Below are 15,893 nucleotides of genomic sequence, written 5' to 3'. Positions count from 1 at the left end.
AATCAAAAAAACCCACATGATTAATGTGGGTTTTTATTTTATGCTTCATGATGCAAAAATTGTATAAAATGGTCGATATAATATGGTGCTGAAGTCAGTTCTACTTCCTTCCCTAGTAACGACAGACGCTTATATGCCATATTCGTACTCACTTGAATGACACCATTCAATGTTTTATCTACAACCAAATTAAATTTTAATAATGCTTTTGGTTTTCGAATAAGCTGATCTACACCCGTATCAATCACTTCATTTAAACAGTCAAAAGCAAGTGCTATTTCAGATGCATCTCCCTGCTGAATTGCCTTTACTTTCTTTAATATCTTTTCTGCTAAATCAGACGCGACATGATATCTCACATAAATTTCACCATTTTCATGATGAACCATTTTTGAGAAATACTCTACAATTGGCTGTAATCGTTCATTACCAAAAAGTGCAATTGCCCACGGTAAGTATTTTTTAAATGCAGAAAGAACGTGTTCAATCACTTTCTCCGAATCTGCTGCAACCTTATGTCCTTCAGGTCTTGTTAAACGGCGCTTCTGTTGTTCAAGCAAATCAATAAAAGCTTGCTGAATAATTTGTACAGAAACATCTGCCAATACATCACCTAGCTCATGCGCTAGCTTCTGTTTTTCCCCTGCATTAAGACGTTCTTGAATAGAAATAAATTTTTGATAGGTTTGTGCTTCTACTCGTAAATACACCGCATACGACATAAATCAAAAATCCAAAATTATATTGCTATAAGTTACCACGTTATTTACTTTGTTGTTATATATCACAGAATGATACATGTCCGCTCAAGCATTATTTTTTTTGCTACAATACATTTAATTATTCATTCACTTTTGATCTGTTTACTATGACTGACTCACAAGCTACTTCAGCTCAGAATATTGCAACAACGTATGATCCAACCGAGATCGAAAAAAAATGGTATAAAACTTGGGAAGAAAATGGTTATTTTAAACCATCAGGCCAAGGCGAGTCTTTTTGTGTGATGATTCCACCCCCTAATGTAACAGGAAGTTTGCACATGGGTCATGGTTTCAATAATACAATTATTGACGCTTTCACTCGCTATAACCGTATGATGGGTAAAAATACCCTTTGGCAACCTGGTACAGACCATGCAGGTATTGCAACACAAATGGTTGTAGAGCGCCAACTTGCTGCTGAAAATATTAGTCGTCACGACTTAGGCCGTGAAAAGTTCATTGATAAAGTATGGGAGTGGAAAGAACAATCTGGTGGTAATATTACTCGCCAAATTCGTCGCCTAGGATCTTCTGTAGATTGGTCACGTGAGCGCTTCACAATGGATGAAGGTCTATCACACGCTGTAAAAGAAGTGTTCGTTCAACTGCATGAACAAGGGCTTATTTACCGTGGTAAGCGTCTTGTAAACTGGGATCCTAAACTTCAAACTGCCCTTTCCGACTTAGAAGTTGAAAACCATGAAGAAAAAGGCTCTTTATGGCATTTCAAATACTCCTTTGAAGATAAATCTCTACAGACTCAAAACGGCGAAAATTATCTTATTGTTGCAACAACACGTCCTGAAACATTACTTGGCGATAGTGCTGTTGCTGTACACCCTGAAGATGAACGCTACCAACACCTGATTGGTAAAAATATAGTGCTTCCAATTAGTGGTCGCCTTATTCCTATTGTTGCCGATGAATATGTAGAAAAAGACTTTGGAACAGGCTGTGTAAAAATCACACCTGCACATGACTTTAACGACTATGAAGTTGGTAAACGTTGTAATCTACCAATTATTAATATCTTTAATAAAAATGCTGAAGTACTTGCAGAGTTTGAATACATTGCAAAAGCAGGTGAGCAGATTTCAAAAACAATTGCCGCACCAAATGATTATATTGGTCTAGAACGCTTCGAAGCACGTAAGAAAATGGTTGCTCAGGCTGAGGTTGAAGGTTGGTTGGAAAAAATCGAACCTTATGACTTAAAAGCACCACGTGGTGACCGTTCGGGTGTTATTGTAGAACCATTACTTACCGATCAATGGTATGTAAAAATTTCTCCTCTTGCAGAGCCTGCTGTAGAAGCTGTAAAAGATGGTCGTATTAAGTTTGTTCCAGAACAATACACCAACATGTATATGGCTTGGATGAACAACATTCAAGACTGGTGTATTTCTAGACAACTCTGGTGGGGTCATCGTATCCCTGCATGGTATGATGCTGAAGGTAATGTATATGTAGGTCGTAATGAAGAAGAAGTTCGCCAAAAACATAACATTGCAAACCATATCGAACTCAACCAAGATGAAGATATTCTCGACACATGGTTCTCATCAGGATTATGGACGTTCTCAACATTAGGTTGGACAGGTGATGCAGCAAAAGATGCACTCAATGATGCATTAAAAACATTCCACCCGACAGATCTTCTTGTAACAGGCTTTGACATCATCTTCTTCTGGGTTGCCCGTATGATTATGATGACTATGCACTTCATGAAAAATGAAGATGGTACACCTCAAGTACCATTTAAAACAGTGTATGTACACGGGCTTGTACGTGATGGTGAAGGTCAAAAAATGTCTAAATCTAAAGGAAATGTTTTAGATCCTTTAGACCTTATTGACGGTATTGATCTTGAAAGCCTTGTGAAAAAACGTACTTTTGGCTTAATGAATCCAAAACAAGCTGAAAAAATTGAGAAATCTACCCGCAAAGAATTTCCAGACGGTATTAACTCTTATGGGACAGATGCTGTTCGCTTTACTTTCTGCGCACTTGCAAATACAGGACGTGACATTAAGTTCGATTTAAAACGTGTCGAAGGATACCGTAATTTCTGTAATAAAATTTGGAATGCAACACGCTTCGTTCTAATGAATATTGAAGGTCAGGATGTTGCTCAAACTGCGAATCCAGACTTATGGGAACTTCCTGAAAAGTGGATTATCAGCCGTCTACAAAAAGCTGAAGCAAATGTACACCAAGCATTTAAAACACACCGTTTAGATATCGCTGCACAAAATATTTATGACTTTATTTGGAATGAATACTGCGATTGGTATGTTGAACTCACAAAACCTGTTCTAAATGATGTAAATGTTTCTGCTGAACGTAAATCAGAAGTTAGACGTGTACTACTTAGCGTAATGGAAACATCTTTACGCCTTGCTCATCCACTTATGCCATATCTTACAGAAGAAATTTGGCAGACTTTAGCACCAATGGTTGGTCGTGAAGGTAAAACCATCATGACAGCAAACTACCCTATTGCTGAAGAAGACAAGATCAATGAGCAAGCTGAAACGGATATGAGCTGGTTACAAGGCTTAATTGGTGCAGTCCGTAATATCCGTGGTGAAATGGGTCTAGGTAATGCACGCCTACTTCCTGTATTGCTTAAAAATATTACAGATGCTGAGCAAACACGTATTCAACGCATTGAACCTTTATTTAAAGCCCTTGCTAAAGTAGAAAGTATTGAGTTCCTCAGTGACTCACAAGAGCCACCGCTTTCTTCATCAAGTGTGATTGGTCATGCATCTGTATTTGTACCAATGAAAGGCTTAATTGACCCAAAAGCGGAGCTTGCACGTCTACAGAAAGACTTAGACAAAGTTCAAAAACAACACGATCAAATTGCAAATAAACTTTCAAATGAAGGCTTTGTTAAGAAAGCACCACCTGCTGTTGTAGAAGGTGAAAAAGCTAAACTTGCAGAGTTTGTAGCGCAACTTGAAAAAGTAAAATACAACATGGAACAAATTGCAAATCTATAAAAACATAAGAAAAAGGGGCTGATCATTCAGCCCCTTTTTTTATACAAAGAATGTGATTATCAGCAAACAGCCACATAATACACTTATCATTGTAAGAAACATGGGTAAATCTGTCCTATACCCCTCAATCATTTCACTTTCTGTGAGTGATTTCAATGCAGTTTTATACTGTCGGACAGACCATAAACTAATAATCACGCCTAATAAAACAATAACAATTGCAAAGGCTTTACTTAACAGTATCTTATGTGCCTCTCCACTAGGATTTAAAAAGCCCCCTAAAACAGTCGATCGTTCTAGTACAAAACCAAATGCAATTAACCCTAAACCACTTCTATTCCATGCAAGCAAAGTTCTTTCTAAGGCCAGTAATACACGAGGATCATTTAAGTTCGACATAACTATTCAACTTATTGAAGATTATTTTCGCTAACTATAAGTTTCATCGGTAATTTAATTAAAACTTTTAAACCACCAAGCTCTTTACTCTCACCTAATGATAAAGTCCCCCCTGCACGCTGAGTCGCTTTTTGTACAATAGAAAGCCCTAAACCACTACCAACCTCTAAATGATGATGCACACGATAAAAACGCTTTAATACTTCCTCATATTGCTCTTGAGGAATACCTGGACCACTATCTTCAATACATACAAAACCAAACTTACTATGTGTATCCTCATACACTGAAATATTAATCACACCAGAGTTGGGCGTGTACTTAATTGCATTATCAATTAGATTATAAATAATAGAGTGAATTGTTGGCTCAAAACTTTGGATAATGACTTCATCATTACGTTCAAAACCCAAATCAATATCTTTTTCCATTGCCAAATTCATCAACTGTTCAACACAATTGAGTGCAACATCATTCAGTAAAAATCGTTTTGGCTGTTCAAGTACATGTAAAGAGGTATCTTGTTTAGCCAAAGACAATAACTGGCTAACTAAATGTTGAATACGTGCAAGTCCTTTACTTAAATTAATTAATGCGGGATTTTCAGGAAAATCTCTAAGTAAAATTTTTGTCTGTAAATTCAGTGCAGTAATAGGCGTTCGTAACTCATGTGCAGCATCTGCAATAAATTGCTTCTGCTCTTGTTGTGTTCTTGAAATTCTATCAAATAAATAGTTAATCTCTGTTATTGCTGGTAAAAGCTCAATAGGATACTGTGTATTTGTTAAATGAGTGAGTTCATTAGAATCACGTTGTGCCAGCTCACTTTTCAAATCATCTAATGGTTTTAAACTTCTTTTAATGATCCAAACAATAATTAACATTGCCAATGGCATAATTAAAAGAAATGGTAAAACCATACTACCTGCAAGTTCAAGTGCCAATACTTTACGAACCCGTTGATGCTGACTTACCTGAACTTGATAATCTTTCGTAGGTAAAACATAGGTATACCATGTTCCTGACTCGGTTTCATGTTGATAAAAACCAGCTTTTTTAACCTGCGGGACAAGAAGTTGGTTTCTATCTAATTCATCTAAATCATCATATGACCAAATATCAATAAATAGCTCTTCTTGTTGCTTATCTGGATCTAAATTCAACTGGCTATGCGTATTTTTCAAATTGAGCATTGTTGCACGACTTGCTAAAAACTGCATTTGCGCATCTAAAATCCGAGTAAGCTCCCGAAGTGCAATATGATAGGTTGAGAACATGAGTACACATGCCATTACAATACTCAATAGCGATGTCAGCACTACAAGTCGAGTATTTAACGAGCTATGTTTTTCCATTTTGTAGCAACCTAATTAAGAGTTATGCCCAAGACGGTAACCAAGACCACGAATCGTTCGAATAAAATCTTTGCCAAGTTTGGTACGCAAGTGGTGGATATAGACCTCTATCGTATTACTCGATACTTCACTATCAAAGTCATACAATTTATCTTCTAAATTTGCTTTAGAGAAAATTTTATTGGGGTACATCATTAATGGAATTAAAATTGCCCACTCACGATTAGATAACTCAATAACTTGACCTTTATACTTAGCAATATGCTGTTCGATATCTAAAATAAGTTCACCATTATTTAGAATTTTATCTGCTGGCGTATTCTGAGCATCTATGCCTGCCCGTCTTAACAATGCATGAATTCTTGCTAACAACTCTTCAAATTCATAAGGTTTTACAAGGTAGTCATCTGCACCCTGATTTAAACCATCTACACGATTTTCTAGCTGATCTCTTGCGGAAATAATTAAAACTGGTGTCTGCGTCTTTTGACGAATTTGCTTTAACACCTGCATTCCATCCATCATTGGCAAACCTAAATCCAGCAAAATCATATCATATTGATGCTTTGCCAAATCAGATAGACCATCTAAACCATTGTTAAACCATTCAACTTCAAAACCATGATACTTCAACAATGTAATTGTCGATTCCGCAATCATGAAATCATCTTCAATGATTAATATTTTCGTCATAATTTACTGCTCTAGTGCTTTATTGGCTGTGACAATACGACAGCATATTTAAATTTGGATTAATCACTTGCGTTTTTATGTCAAGTAAACCCAACATTGTTGGAAATAAATTATCTTGCCCAACTGATTTATTTTGTTGAGATTTCAAACAACTTACTTGATCCATATTATTTTTATTCCAATCATCTGAAAACCACATCATCATTGGAATATGCGTTTGTTGAGATGGTGCGAATGTGTAAGGTGCCCCATGCAAATATAGCCCATTTTCTCCTGTAGACTCTCCATGGTCAGACAAGTACCAAAAACCCGTTTGATACTTTTGATTTTCCTGTAAGTTTCTAATGACCTGACTTAGAATATAATCTGTATAAACAATACTATTATCATAAGTATTGATCAATATTTGATGGTCACAGTTTTGAATAGTATTGGTATGACAAATAGGTTTAAAAGGCTCAAATTCAGGACGTGTGCGTTCATAATACGCTGGCCCATGGCTTCCTATTTGATGCAACACTACAAGCTGGGGTGTAAGATCATCTTTATGAATACTTTTAATATATTCTTTTAAACTTAAAAGTAAAATCTCATCGTCACATTCCCCATCTGCTTTGCAGTATTTTTTTTGTAATTTCTCTGGAATATCATATTGATGTACACGATCACATGCACCTTTGCATCCCGAGTTATTATCAATCCAAGTGACTTTATAACCCGCACGTTGTGCTATGTCGAGCAATCCCTCTCTATGCGATACTAAACGGCTATCGTAACTTGTTCTTGGCATTCCAGAAAACATGCAAGGTACCGAAACGGCTGTTGCAGTACCACATGAATGGGCATCTTTGAAGTTAATTAAATCTGATATTTTAGAAAGCTCAGGGTTAGTATTTCTCTCATATCCATCTAAAGAAAAACTTTCAGCCCGTGCTGTTTCACCAATAACTAAAACCAGAAATTTAGGTTTTTCCTGTTTAACGGTAAGTTCTGCATCTTCACCATAACGTACCAATGGCAATGGTTTATAAGATAATTTCTTGTAGTAACTTAAACCTGAATTAAATAGATTATTCGGAGAGATCAAGTCTCTTATTTCTCTATGACTGCGGAACAACGAGCTAAAGTCAATATAGCTAGCATATATAAGAGTGCCTGCTATAACCAATGCAGAGATAATACTGATTATTTTTTTTAGAACAATTTTTCTAAAATTTTCTTTTCTTATGGGAATAATACAAAATAAAATACTGGGTAGAACAGCAAATAAAAAAAGCCATCTAATAAGATCACCAGATACAAGTGCAAATGCCTCTTTTGTATCTGTCTGCATCATATTCTGAATTTGCTCAGGCGTAATCATAATGCCCATACTATTTACAAAATATGCAGTACAACCACTAATTACAATAAGCAAAACAGCAATAACTTTTTTAGACCAAGACCATGAGATTAATTGAAGAACAATAAAATAATATGCAGTTAAAACAAATATTAGTGAAGCAACCCAAAAACCAGCATAAAAACCATGTAAACCTGAATAGCTTAAAGCTTTTTTAAAAAAATTAATATTTAAAGCACATGCCAACCAAATAGCGAGAACTAAATTAAACTTCCCTAATGTGAGGGCAGGTATTTTACTTCGGATAAACTGTAAGAAAGGCATGAAAAACTACTTCTACTTAAATGATTACAACTTATGTTTTCTTGCAAAAAGACAAACATAAATTTTCACATACATTGTCACATACAATGTAGGTAATGCACTTTAGCAGATTTAAAATAAAAAACCGCAACAGACCAATCTATTGCGGTTTTTTTACTCAGCTAACTAATATAGTTTAACTTAGAAGCTATATTTAGCCATAAAGTTTATACGTGAATAGTCACCTGTTTGATTCGCAAATGTTTTACGCTGACCATATGTATATTCAGCGCCTAAATCAAAGTCTTTTACTGGTGTATAGAATGTATTTACAAGTACATTATAGAGTGATTTGTTATTTGAAGTTGATTGTAGAGCTGTGGTACTCGTATTATATCCATCTTTCTTATACCAAATTGCACCACCTAATACAGATGATTGGAATTGCTTATTCCATTTATGTGTGTAACCAGCAAAAGCTGCATCCATCTTAGTTTCAGCAATTGTATATGAATTACCTTTGACTGTAGCAAAATAAGCATCAGAGTTTTTATAAAGCATATATTTACTATCACCAACAACGTGATAATAGTTTGCTAAGATTGCATCATTATCTGTGAGGTTATATTTACCTCCAATACCTACACCCCAGCCAAGATCAGTTGCTTGCTTCGTATCTTTTTGTGCAACACGATTTTCATGTAAAAAACCAACTGCCTGTAAAGAAGCTTTTTTATCAGCTGTCGTTGCAGCATATTGCGCTGTCAAAGAAGGTAGTCTATTTCCACCACTAGTTTGACTAGTACCACTGAAGGTATTTGGATCTTTATAATTACCCTCTAAAGCTACTAGTAGTTTCTGATTCTTTGTAATAGGCTGTGTATAACGTACTTGTACAGGTTTTAATGATGCTGCACCCATAATACCATTAGGGTCAACAGTATTTGGTGTATCTGTTACAAAAGGAGATACCGTCTGACCAACTAGCCAGTTACCTAGAGACACATAAGCATGACGCAATCTGAACTGCCCATTACCATTCGTATATGTGCCATCCATGAAGTCTGCTTCAACTTTTGCATTTAACTGACCATACTCAGTCGCACGAGTAACATCAACACCTAAGCGTGCATTTGCTGCTGAAGCATTTAAAGAGTCCTTCGCACCTTTAGTTTGCGTATTTAACGGAACAGTATTTGTTTTATTATAAACATCATTTACAACACCTTGCGTGTCATAAGTTACATCTGTACGGACGTTACCATAAATTTTTAGCTGTGTTTTACCATCAGCGAGAGCAATCCAACCTGGCTTAGCACTTGCTTCTTTTGGCGCTACTACTGGCTTTTCTAAAGACTGAATTGCTTGTTGTTGAAGTTGTACTGCTTGCTGTTGCTGTTGTCCAGAGAGCTGATTTTGCTGGCCAGCAAGTTGCTGCTGTTGACTAGAGAGCTGTTGAACCAGCTGTTGTAATTGAGCTACCTGTGCCTGTAGGTCTGATACTTGCTGTTGTTGTACTGTTGTCTTCGTTGCAGCTTGTGCAGACCCTACAGTCCCCAAAATTAAAGCCGCACTAATAGAAAGTGCTAGTTTATTTACCTTAACCACAGAGTTCTCCATCCTCAAAATGAGTAATCGCTATCGAAATTAGCCTTAATATTGCAAATAAAAGTAACAAAATTATGACAATCATTACAAAAATTAATAATATTTCTATTTTTGATCTTTTTATATACACCAAAGGTCTTATTTCTATTGAAATACTTCTTATTGGTATATACAAAGTATAAGAAACCTTATCTTTTGTAATAAATGTTCTTGCTAGTTAAAAACTAGCTCTTTCGTGCGACAAATAAAAACAATATTTTATTACAGAGATATGAAAAAAATAGATATTCACATCTAAAATTTATCTGAAATTTCACTAAAATACTTCGATTTATATTTTTTAACCATATTAATCAGAAATTTATTTTTAGCACTTATATAAACTTAATTTTTCCTGAAATATATAAATTACAGAAAATATTTTACGTAACAAGTATACCAATGCTGTATTTTTTATTTTTTTTAGGTCAGATACAATCCAAAAATTTATCCCTTAATTTCATATATATTTCAATCTTAAGTCCAGATGAGTAAAAAACTTTGCCCTGTATTACCTCCTAATCTTGCAATTAGAGGCAATACATACTCTCATTGTTTCTTTCAAAGTATATTACATATACAGGGATGGAAATTTGAAGGTAGTATTCCAAGTATACCTAAAGATATTGCAATCTTATTACCGTATACTTCAAGTTTTAATGAATGGTATGCAATGATTGGTACTTTAGATTTAAGGGTTAAAATTTCTATTTTTGCGAAAGGTGATCTTTTTAATACCCCACTAAAGCCATATTCCAATAAAAAGAAACAGTAAAAGTGGTTTTACTCAACAAGCTATTGAAACTTTAAATAACAAAAAATATATTTGAATTGATATGGCTCTTGAAGGAACTCGACAACAAGCTTCTAGTTTGAAAAGTGGTTTTTATCGCATCGCTGATGGTGCAAAAGTTCCTATTGTTATATTCTGCCTGAATTACCAAACAAAAACACTGAGCAGCCTTGAAAGCTTTATGCCTATTGGTAATTATAAAAAGATTTATCAATTATCTTATCTTTTTACACCTCTCAAAATTACTACCCCAAATATCTCTCAACTATCTCTTTACCGTTACAAAAACAATTAAAAATAAGCTAGAAAACTTATATAAAATCTGATGATATGTGCCACCAATTCCTTATCTTGAAATGCTACTTACTATGGCAAAATTTCGTCATCTTTCATTTCTTTTTGTTTTATGCACTATGCTTTTGGGTTGTACAACAGCAGAAAAAACACAAAAGCAACCTAGAGAACCTATCATTGCACTCGCACTAGGTGGCGGTGGTGCAAAAGGCTTTGCACATATCGGGGTAATCAAAGTTTTAGAGTCACATGGTATTAGACCAAAAATCGTTACAGGTACAAGTGCAGGTAGTTTTGTAGGAAGTATTTACGCTAGTGGAAAAACACCTTATCAACTACAACAAATTGCATATCAGCTTAAAGAGTCAGATTTAAGAGACCTAACATTTAGTCGTCAGGGCTTCTTAATAGGGCAAAAACTGCAAGACTATATTAATACCCAAGTTGAGAATAAACCAATCCAACAATTACCCATTCGCTTTGCAGCAGTTGCAACACGCTTAGATAATGGGCAAAAAGTTGACTTTATTCGGGGTAATACAGGACAAGCTGTACGTGCCTCTTGCAGTATTCCAAATGTATTTATTCCTGCAAGAATAGGAGGAGTTGACTATGTTGATGGAGGTTTAGTCAGCCCTATACCTGTAAAAACTGCAAAAGATATGGGTGCTGATATCGTCATTGCTGTGGATATTTCTGCACGCCCTATGGGTACAAAAAATACTGCAAGTAATATGTGGGGTTTACTTGATCAAACAATTAATATTATGGGACAACAAAGTATTCAAGATGAACTTAGATATGCAAATATTGTCATTCGTCCTCGAGTAGACCATATTGGTGTTATGGATCTAAATGTTGCTAATCAAGCAATTATTGAAGGTGAAAAAGCAACACAATCACAACTAAAACAAATTGATGCAGCTATTGCTCAATTTAAGCACTCTCCTGCTGCATATATACCTGCGCCAAAAGCAAAATTTTAATTCCCTCATATTTATATATGCTTTCCAAGCATCATTTGATAAATTAATAAACTAATGATGCTTGTATTTTTAATATATCTTTTCCTATATGAGAATATTAGATGAATATTATGCTTGAGCCATGGCATTGGTTTGTTCTCGGCATCGTGCTCATTTTACTTGAACTTTGTTTAGCAACTTTTGCTATTTTATGGTTTGGTATTGCAGCCATTATGCTTAGTTTTTTATACTGGCTTTCGCCTTGGATGAGCACAGCCACTCAAATTTTAATTTGGGCTATCTTCTCTATTCTCAATACTATCTTATGGTTTAACTTTATTAAACCATTCACAAAACGGCGTAATCAGAATCCCTCTAACACTCAAAAGATACTCGGACAAACAGGTACTGTAATACAAACTTTTTCTAATGAAAGCTGTGTTAAAGTTCGTTTCGTTGTTCCCTTATTAGGCTCGGAGGAGTGGTTAAGTGAATGTGATAGGCCTCTTCATGTTGGTGATCGCATTGAAGTCATAGGAATTCAAGGTGAAAAGTTACTCATTAAATTACATAATGCATATGAAAAATCAAATTTAAATTAGGATATAAAATGTCAGTTACAACAATTATTAGCCTCGCCTTTTTAGCATTTGTTGTTATTACCCTCCTAAAAGGTGTTCGTATTGTCCCTCAAGGGTATAAATGGATTGTACAAAGACTAGGAAAGTACCATACGACACTAAATCCAGGCTTAAATATTATTATTCCTTACATTGATGAAGTCGCTTACCGTATAACAACTAAAGATATTGTTTTAGAAATCCCTTCACAAGAAGTTATTACGAAAGATAATGCAGTTTTACTAATGAATGCAGTTGCGTATATCAATTTAACAACACCAGAAAAAGCAGTTTATGGTATCGAAAACTTCAATTGGGCAATTCAAAACCTAGTACAGACTTCGCTACGCTCTATTGTCGGAGAAATGGACTTAGATGATGCTCTATCCTCTCGAGATCATATTAAAGCAAAACTTAAATTAGCAATTTCGGAAGATATTTCTGACTGGGGAATCACGCTTAAAACAGTGGAAATTCAAGATATTCAACCTTCTGCAACAATGCAAACTGCGATGGAAGAACAAGCGGCAGCAGAAAGACAACGACGTGCTGCTGTTACCAAAGCAGATGGTGAAAAACAAGCTGCAATTTTAGAAGCAGATGGTCGCCTAGAGGCTTCTAAACGTGATGCTCAAGCACAAGTCGTGTTAGCTGAAGCATCTCAAAAATCCATTGAGCTTGTAACGTCTGCTGTAGGTGATAAAGATGCTCCTGTCACTTATTTACTTGGAGAGCAATATATTAAAGCAATGCAGGACATGGCAAAATCGAACAACTCAAAAACAGTCGTTCTTCCTGCAGATGTGCTTAATACTATTCGTGGAATTATGGGGAAAAATTAATTTTCCCTTTTCAATAAAAACTGCGTAATCTGATGCAGTTGATCTGCATCTTTACCAAAATATGCCAATGCTTCTAAAGCACGTTGATGCAATGTATTCGCATAGACCCTTGCCTGCTCTAAGCCCATAAGTGCTGGATAAGTAGACTTTTCAACTTGTATATCTTTACCAGCAGTTTTCCCTAATACAGAGGTTTCTGCAACAATATCTAAAATGTCATCTTGTACTTGAAAAGCAAGACCTATTGCTTGACCAAATTCTCTCAGCTTTGTCATTTCTATAGCAGGTATTTCAAAAATTGTGACTGCTGCTAGCGTAATAGCTGCTGAAATTAAAGCACCTGTTTTATTATGGTGTATCTTTTCTAAATGCTGTTGATTAACTTGGATACCTTCTGCCTGTAAATCCAACATTTGCCCATTTACCATTTTTGAACTGGCTGTAGCAAGGATACGTGTTTGTTGTAAAACAATGCGATCACTTACTTCACTTATAGACTGATTAAATAGTTGACTAGTAAGTACTTCATAAGCCATAGATTGTAATAAGTCACCTGCAAGTAATGCCGTATCTTCCCCAAATGCGACATGGCATGTCGGTTGACCACGGCGTAAAGAGTCATTATCCATACAAGGCAAGTCATCATGCACAAGTGAGTAACAATGAATTAACTCTACGGCCACAGCTGCACGACGAATTGCCGCCCATTTCAAATTATCATTGCGAAGTCCACCAACTGCATAACATAATGCAGGTCGAACACGCTTTCCTCCTAACATCACTGCATGATAAATTGCTTCACGCAATGGTTCAGGTATGGAAAAAGAATCCAATGCAAGTTTTAAATCTTGTTGGATTTGGTGCTGGGCAGACTTTAGAAAATCTGAAGATATTTCAGCTAATGATGACACTGTTGCCTCGTATGTGTTCAATTATGCTTTCTTTACGAATTCTGATTTTAACTTCATAGCGCCAATGCCTGAAATTTTACAATCGATATTATGACCATCAGTTGCATCTGCAACCAAACGAATTCCTTTTACTTTTGTTCCTACTTTTACAACAGACGAAGATCCCTTAATCTTCAAATCTTTAATTACAGTCACATTATCGCCATCCTGTAATGGCTGACCATGTGCATCAACAATAAGGGTTTGTGCATCATCTGTAGCTTGTTCTCCTTCTCTCCATTCATGCGCACATTCAGGGCATATAATTAAATCACCATCATAGTATGTATATACAGACTGGCATTGAGTACAAGCTGGAATAGTCATTACGAAATCTCAGAACAAACAGTTATTATCGCGCTAAATCTATTTTTTTTCAAAAGTTATCTCAAATCCTTTGAATTAGATAAGTTTTTTATCATTTTTTGCCACCTTATATACAAATTATGCAGCAACTCATATATCTATTGTTGTATAGGCTTTTATCTTCGCTATGAGATTCACTTACAATCACTTACAATATGCCAAATTTTTAATTGAGCGTATTTTGGTGAGTAATACATCATCTAACCTAAAGCGTGGTCTCAAAAATCGGCATATTCAGCTTATTGCTATGGGTGGAGCTATTGGTACGGGTCTATTCTTAGGCTCAGCACATATTATCCAAACTGCAGGACCATCTATTATTTTAGGTTATGCAATAGCAGGGTTTATTGCATTTCTGATTATGCGCCAACTTGGAGAAATGATTATTGAAGAACCTGTTGCAGGTTCATTTAGCCATCTTGCATATAAATATTGGAGTCCATTTGCAGGTTTCTTTACAGGTTGGAACTATTGGATTGTTTACTTACTGGTTGCAATGACAGAATTAACAGCTGCTGCACAGTATGTTAATTACTGGTGGCCTCATATTCCTGCATGGGTATCTGTACTTTTTTTCTTCACTATTATTACAGCCCTAAACCTGACAAGCGTAAAAATATTTGGAGAATCAGAGTTTTGGCTTGCTCTCATTAAAGTTATTGCTGTAATTTCCATGATTCTATTTGGAATATATTTACTCAGTACAGCAACACTAGCAACAGGTGAATCAGTTTCTAATCTTTGGGCATATGGTGGTTTTTTTCCACATGGGTTTGAAAGTCTATTTTATATGCTGGCTTTTATTCTTTTTGCATTTGGTGGTATTGAACTTATAGGAATGACCGCAGCAGAGGCAGATGATCCGAAAAAATCTATTCCTCAAGCAATTAATCAGGTTATTTTTAGAATACTTATCTTTTATATATGCTCACTGACTATTTTATTATCTCTGGTACCATGGAATCAATTACAGTTAGGTAGCTTAGAAAAGAGTCCTTTTGTACTAATCTTTAGTAAACTTGGCTTTCAATGGGCAGCGCATTTACTTAATTTTATTATATTAACGGCTGCTTTATCAGTATATAACAGCGGTATGTTTGCAAATAGTCGTATGTTATTTGGTTTAGCAGAGCAAGGAAGTGCGCCAAAATTTTTATTAAAAACCAATGAACAAGGTATACCTCACTACTGTGTTCTTGTGTCAGCAGCACTCATATTCTTCTGTGTAATACTAAACTATTTTGTTCCTAAAGAAGCATTAAGCCATCTCATGTACGTTTCTGTTGCAGGTTTAGTTTTAAACTGGACAATGATTACAGTTACTCATTTAAAATTTCGTAAACTTAAACAAACTCAAAGTGAAAAGACATCATTCCCTGCACTATGGTCGCCTTTAAGCAACTATTTGGTACTTATTTTTCTTGTATTAGTGCTATATATCATGTGTCAAAAAGGCTTTGCAGAGTCCGTAATTTTTATGCCAATTTGGACAGTAATTTTATATTTACTCTATCGTTTCAAAAGATTATCAGACTAAGCACTACTTACTCAT

Annotated in this window: 15 protein-coding genes; 7 read left to right on the top strand and 8 right to left on the bottom strand. The window is 35.4% G+C overall.

The genetic code is table 11. From position 1 onward, the window contains the following. Window positions 1-38: 38 nt before the first annotated feature. A complete protein-coding gene (locus AC1MPL_RS05990) occupies window positions 39-722 on the bottom strand; it encodes a hypothetical protein (RefSeq protein ID WP_479764902.1) in 684 nt (227 codons plus the stop codon). 146 nt (window positions 723-868) lie between these two features. Between AC1MPL_RS05990 and AC1MPL_RS05985 the strand changes: the two genes are divergently transcribed. Next, window positions 869-3,772: a valine--tRNA ligase gene (locus AC1MPL_RS05985; protein ID WP_479764901.1), complete on the top strand. Its 2,904-nt coding sequence runs from the start codon at window positions 869-871 to the stop codon at window positions 3,770-3,772. 39 nt (window positions 3,773-3,811) lie between these two features. Here AC1MPL_RS05985 and AC1MPL_RS05980 read toward each other — a convergent pair whose 3' ends face one another. The 5 genes from AC1MPL_RS05980 to AC1MPL_RS05960 all read right to left on the bottom strand — a co-directional run bounded on the left by AC1MPL_RS05980 (window position 3,812) and on the right by AC1MPL_RS05960 (window position 9,472). Then, window positions 3,812-4,171 (bottom strand): YidH family protein, encoded by a 360-nt coding sequence (locus AC1MPL_RS05980; protein WP_479764900.1) that lies wholly within the window; start codon window positions 4,169-4,171, stop codon window positions 3,812-3,814. Window positions 4,172-4,182: 11 nt separating this feature from the next. Further along, entirely contained in the window at window positions 4,183-5,526 is a 1,344-nt protein-coding gene (locus AC1MPL_RS05975) for an ATP-binding protein (RefSeq protein WP_479764899.1), read from the bottom strand. Between the two features lie 15 nt (window positions 5,527-5,541). After that, window positions 5,542-6,219: a response regulator transcription factor gene (locus AC1MPL_RS05970; RefSeq protein ID WP_479764898.1), complete on the bottom strand. Its 678-nt coding sequence runs from the start codon at window positions 6,217-6,219 to the stop codon at window positions 5,542-5,544. Between the two features lie 19 nt (window positions 6,220-6,238). Further along, entirely contained in the window at window positions 6,239-7,885 is a 1,647-nt protein-coding gene (locus AC1MPL_RS05965) for a phosphoethanolamine transferase (protein WP_479764897.1), read from the bottom strand. Window positions 7,886-8,065: 180 nt separating this feature from the next. Continuing rightward, window positions 8,066-9,472, bottom strand: a complete 1,407-nt coding sequence (locus AC1MPL_RS05960) for a DcaP family trimeric outer membrane transporter (RefSeq protein ID WP_479764896.1) — start codon at window positions 9,470-9,472, stop codon at window positions 8,066-8,068. A gap of 526 nt (window positions 9,473-9,998) precedes the next feature. On the opposite strand from AC1MPL_RS05960, the gene AC1MPL_RS05955 reads away from it, so the two are divergent. The 5 genes from AC1MPL_RS05955 (at window position 9,999) to AC1MPL_RS05935 (ending at window position 13,025) form a co-directional block, all read left to right on the top strand. Continuing rightward, on the top strand, window positions 9,999-10,286 hold the full coding sequence (locus AC1MPL_RS05955; RefSeq protein WP_479764895.1) for a lysophospholipid acyltransferase family protein: 288 nt from the start codon (window positions 9,999-10,001) through the stop codon (window positions 10,284-10,286). 61 nt (window positions 10,287-10,347) lie between these two features. Beyond that, the gene (locus AC1MPL_RS05950) at window positions 10,348-10,599 is read left to right on the top strand and encodes a lysophospholipid acyltransferase family protein (RefSeq protein ID WP_479764894.1); all 252 of its coding nucleotides are present in this window, start codon (window positions 10,348-10,350) and stop codon (window positions 10,597-10,599) included. A gap of 118 nt (window positions 10,600-10,717) precedes the next feature. After that, the gene (locus tag AC1MPL_RS05945) at window positions 10,718-11,584 is read left to right on the top strand and encodes a patatin-like phospholipase family protein (RefSeq protein WP_479766172.1); all 867 of its coding nucleotides are present in this window, start codon (window positions 10,718-10,720) and stop codon (window positions 11,582-11,584) included. A 101-nt stretch (window positions 11,585-11,685) separates the two neighbouring features. Then, complete coding sequence (locus tag AC1MPL_RS05940; RefSeq protein ID WP_479764893.1) at window positions 11,686-12,165, top strand: NfeD family protein; 480 nt, start codon at window positions 11,686-11,688, stop codon at window positions 12,163-12,165. 8 nt (window positions 12,166-12,173) lie between these two features. Continuing rightward, window positions 12,174-13,025 (top strand): SPFH domain-containing protein, encoded by an 852-nt coding sequence (locus AC1MPL_RS05935; RefSeq protein WP_479764892.1) that lies wholly within the window; start codon window positions 12,174-12,176, stop codon window positions 13,023-13,025. Here the strand turns inward: AC1MPL_RS05935 and AC1MPL_RS05930 are convergent. Together AC1MPL_RS05930 and AC1MPL_RS05925 are read right to left on the bottom strand one after the other, a co-directional pair. Then, window positions 13,022-13,936, bottom strand: coding sequence for a polyprenyl synthetase family protein (locus AC1MPL_RS05930; RefSeq protein WP_479764891.1), 915 nt, complete (start codon window positions 13,934-13,936; stop codon window positions 13,022-13,024). The two genes, AC1MPL_RS05935 and AC1MPL_RS05930, sit on opposite strands and share 4 nt — an antisense overlap. A 21-nt stretch (window positions 13,937-13,957) precedes the next feature. Further along, window positions 13,958-14,302, bottom strand: coding sequence for a zinc ribbon domain-containing protein YjdM (locus AC1MPL_RS05925; RefSeq protein ID WP_479764890.1), 345 nt, complete (start codon window positions 14,300-14,302; stop codon window positions 13,958-13,960). Between the two features lie 223 nt (window positions 14,303-14,525). Between AC1MPL_RS05925 and AC1MPL_RS05920 the strand changes: the two genes are divergently transcribed. Further along, window positions 14,526-15,878 (top strand): amino acid permease, encoded by a 1,353-nt coding sequence (locus AC1MPL_RS05920; RefSeq protein WP_479766170.1) that lies wholly within the window; start codon window positions 14,526-14,528, stop codon window positions 15,876-15,878. Window positions 15,879-15,893: the final 15 nt, after the last annotated feature.

Source organism: Acinetobacter sp. N1-1, from assembly GCF_056711485.1.
Note: the sequence above shows the minus strand (reverse complement) of the source record. Positions and strands in the feature narration are given on the sequence as shown.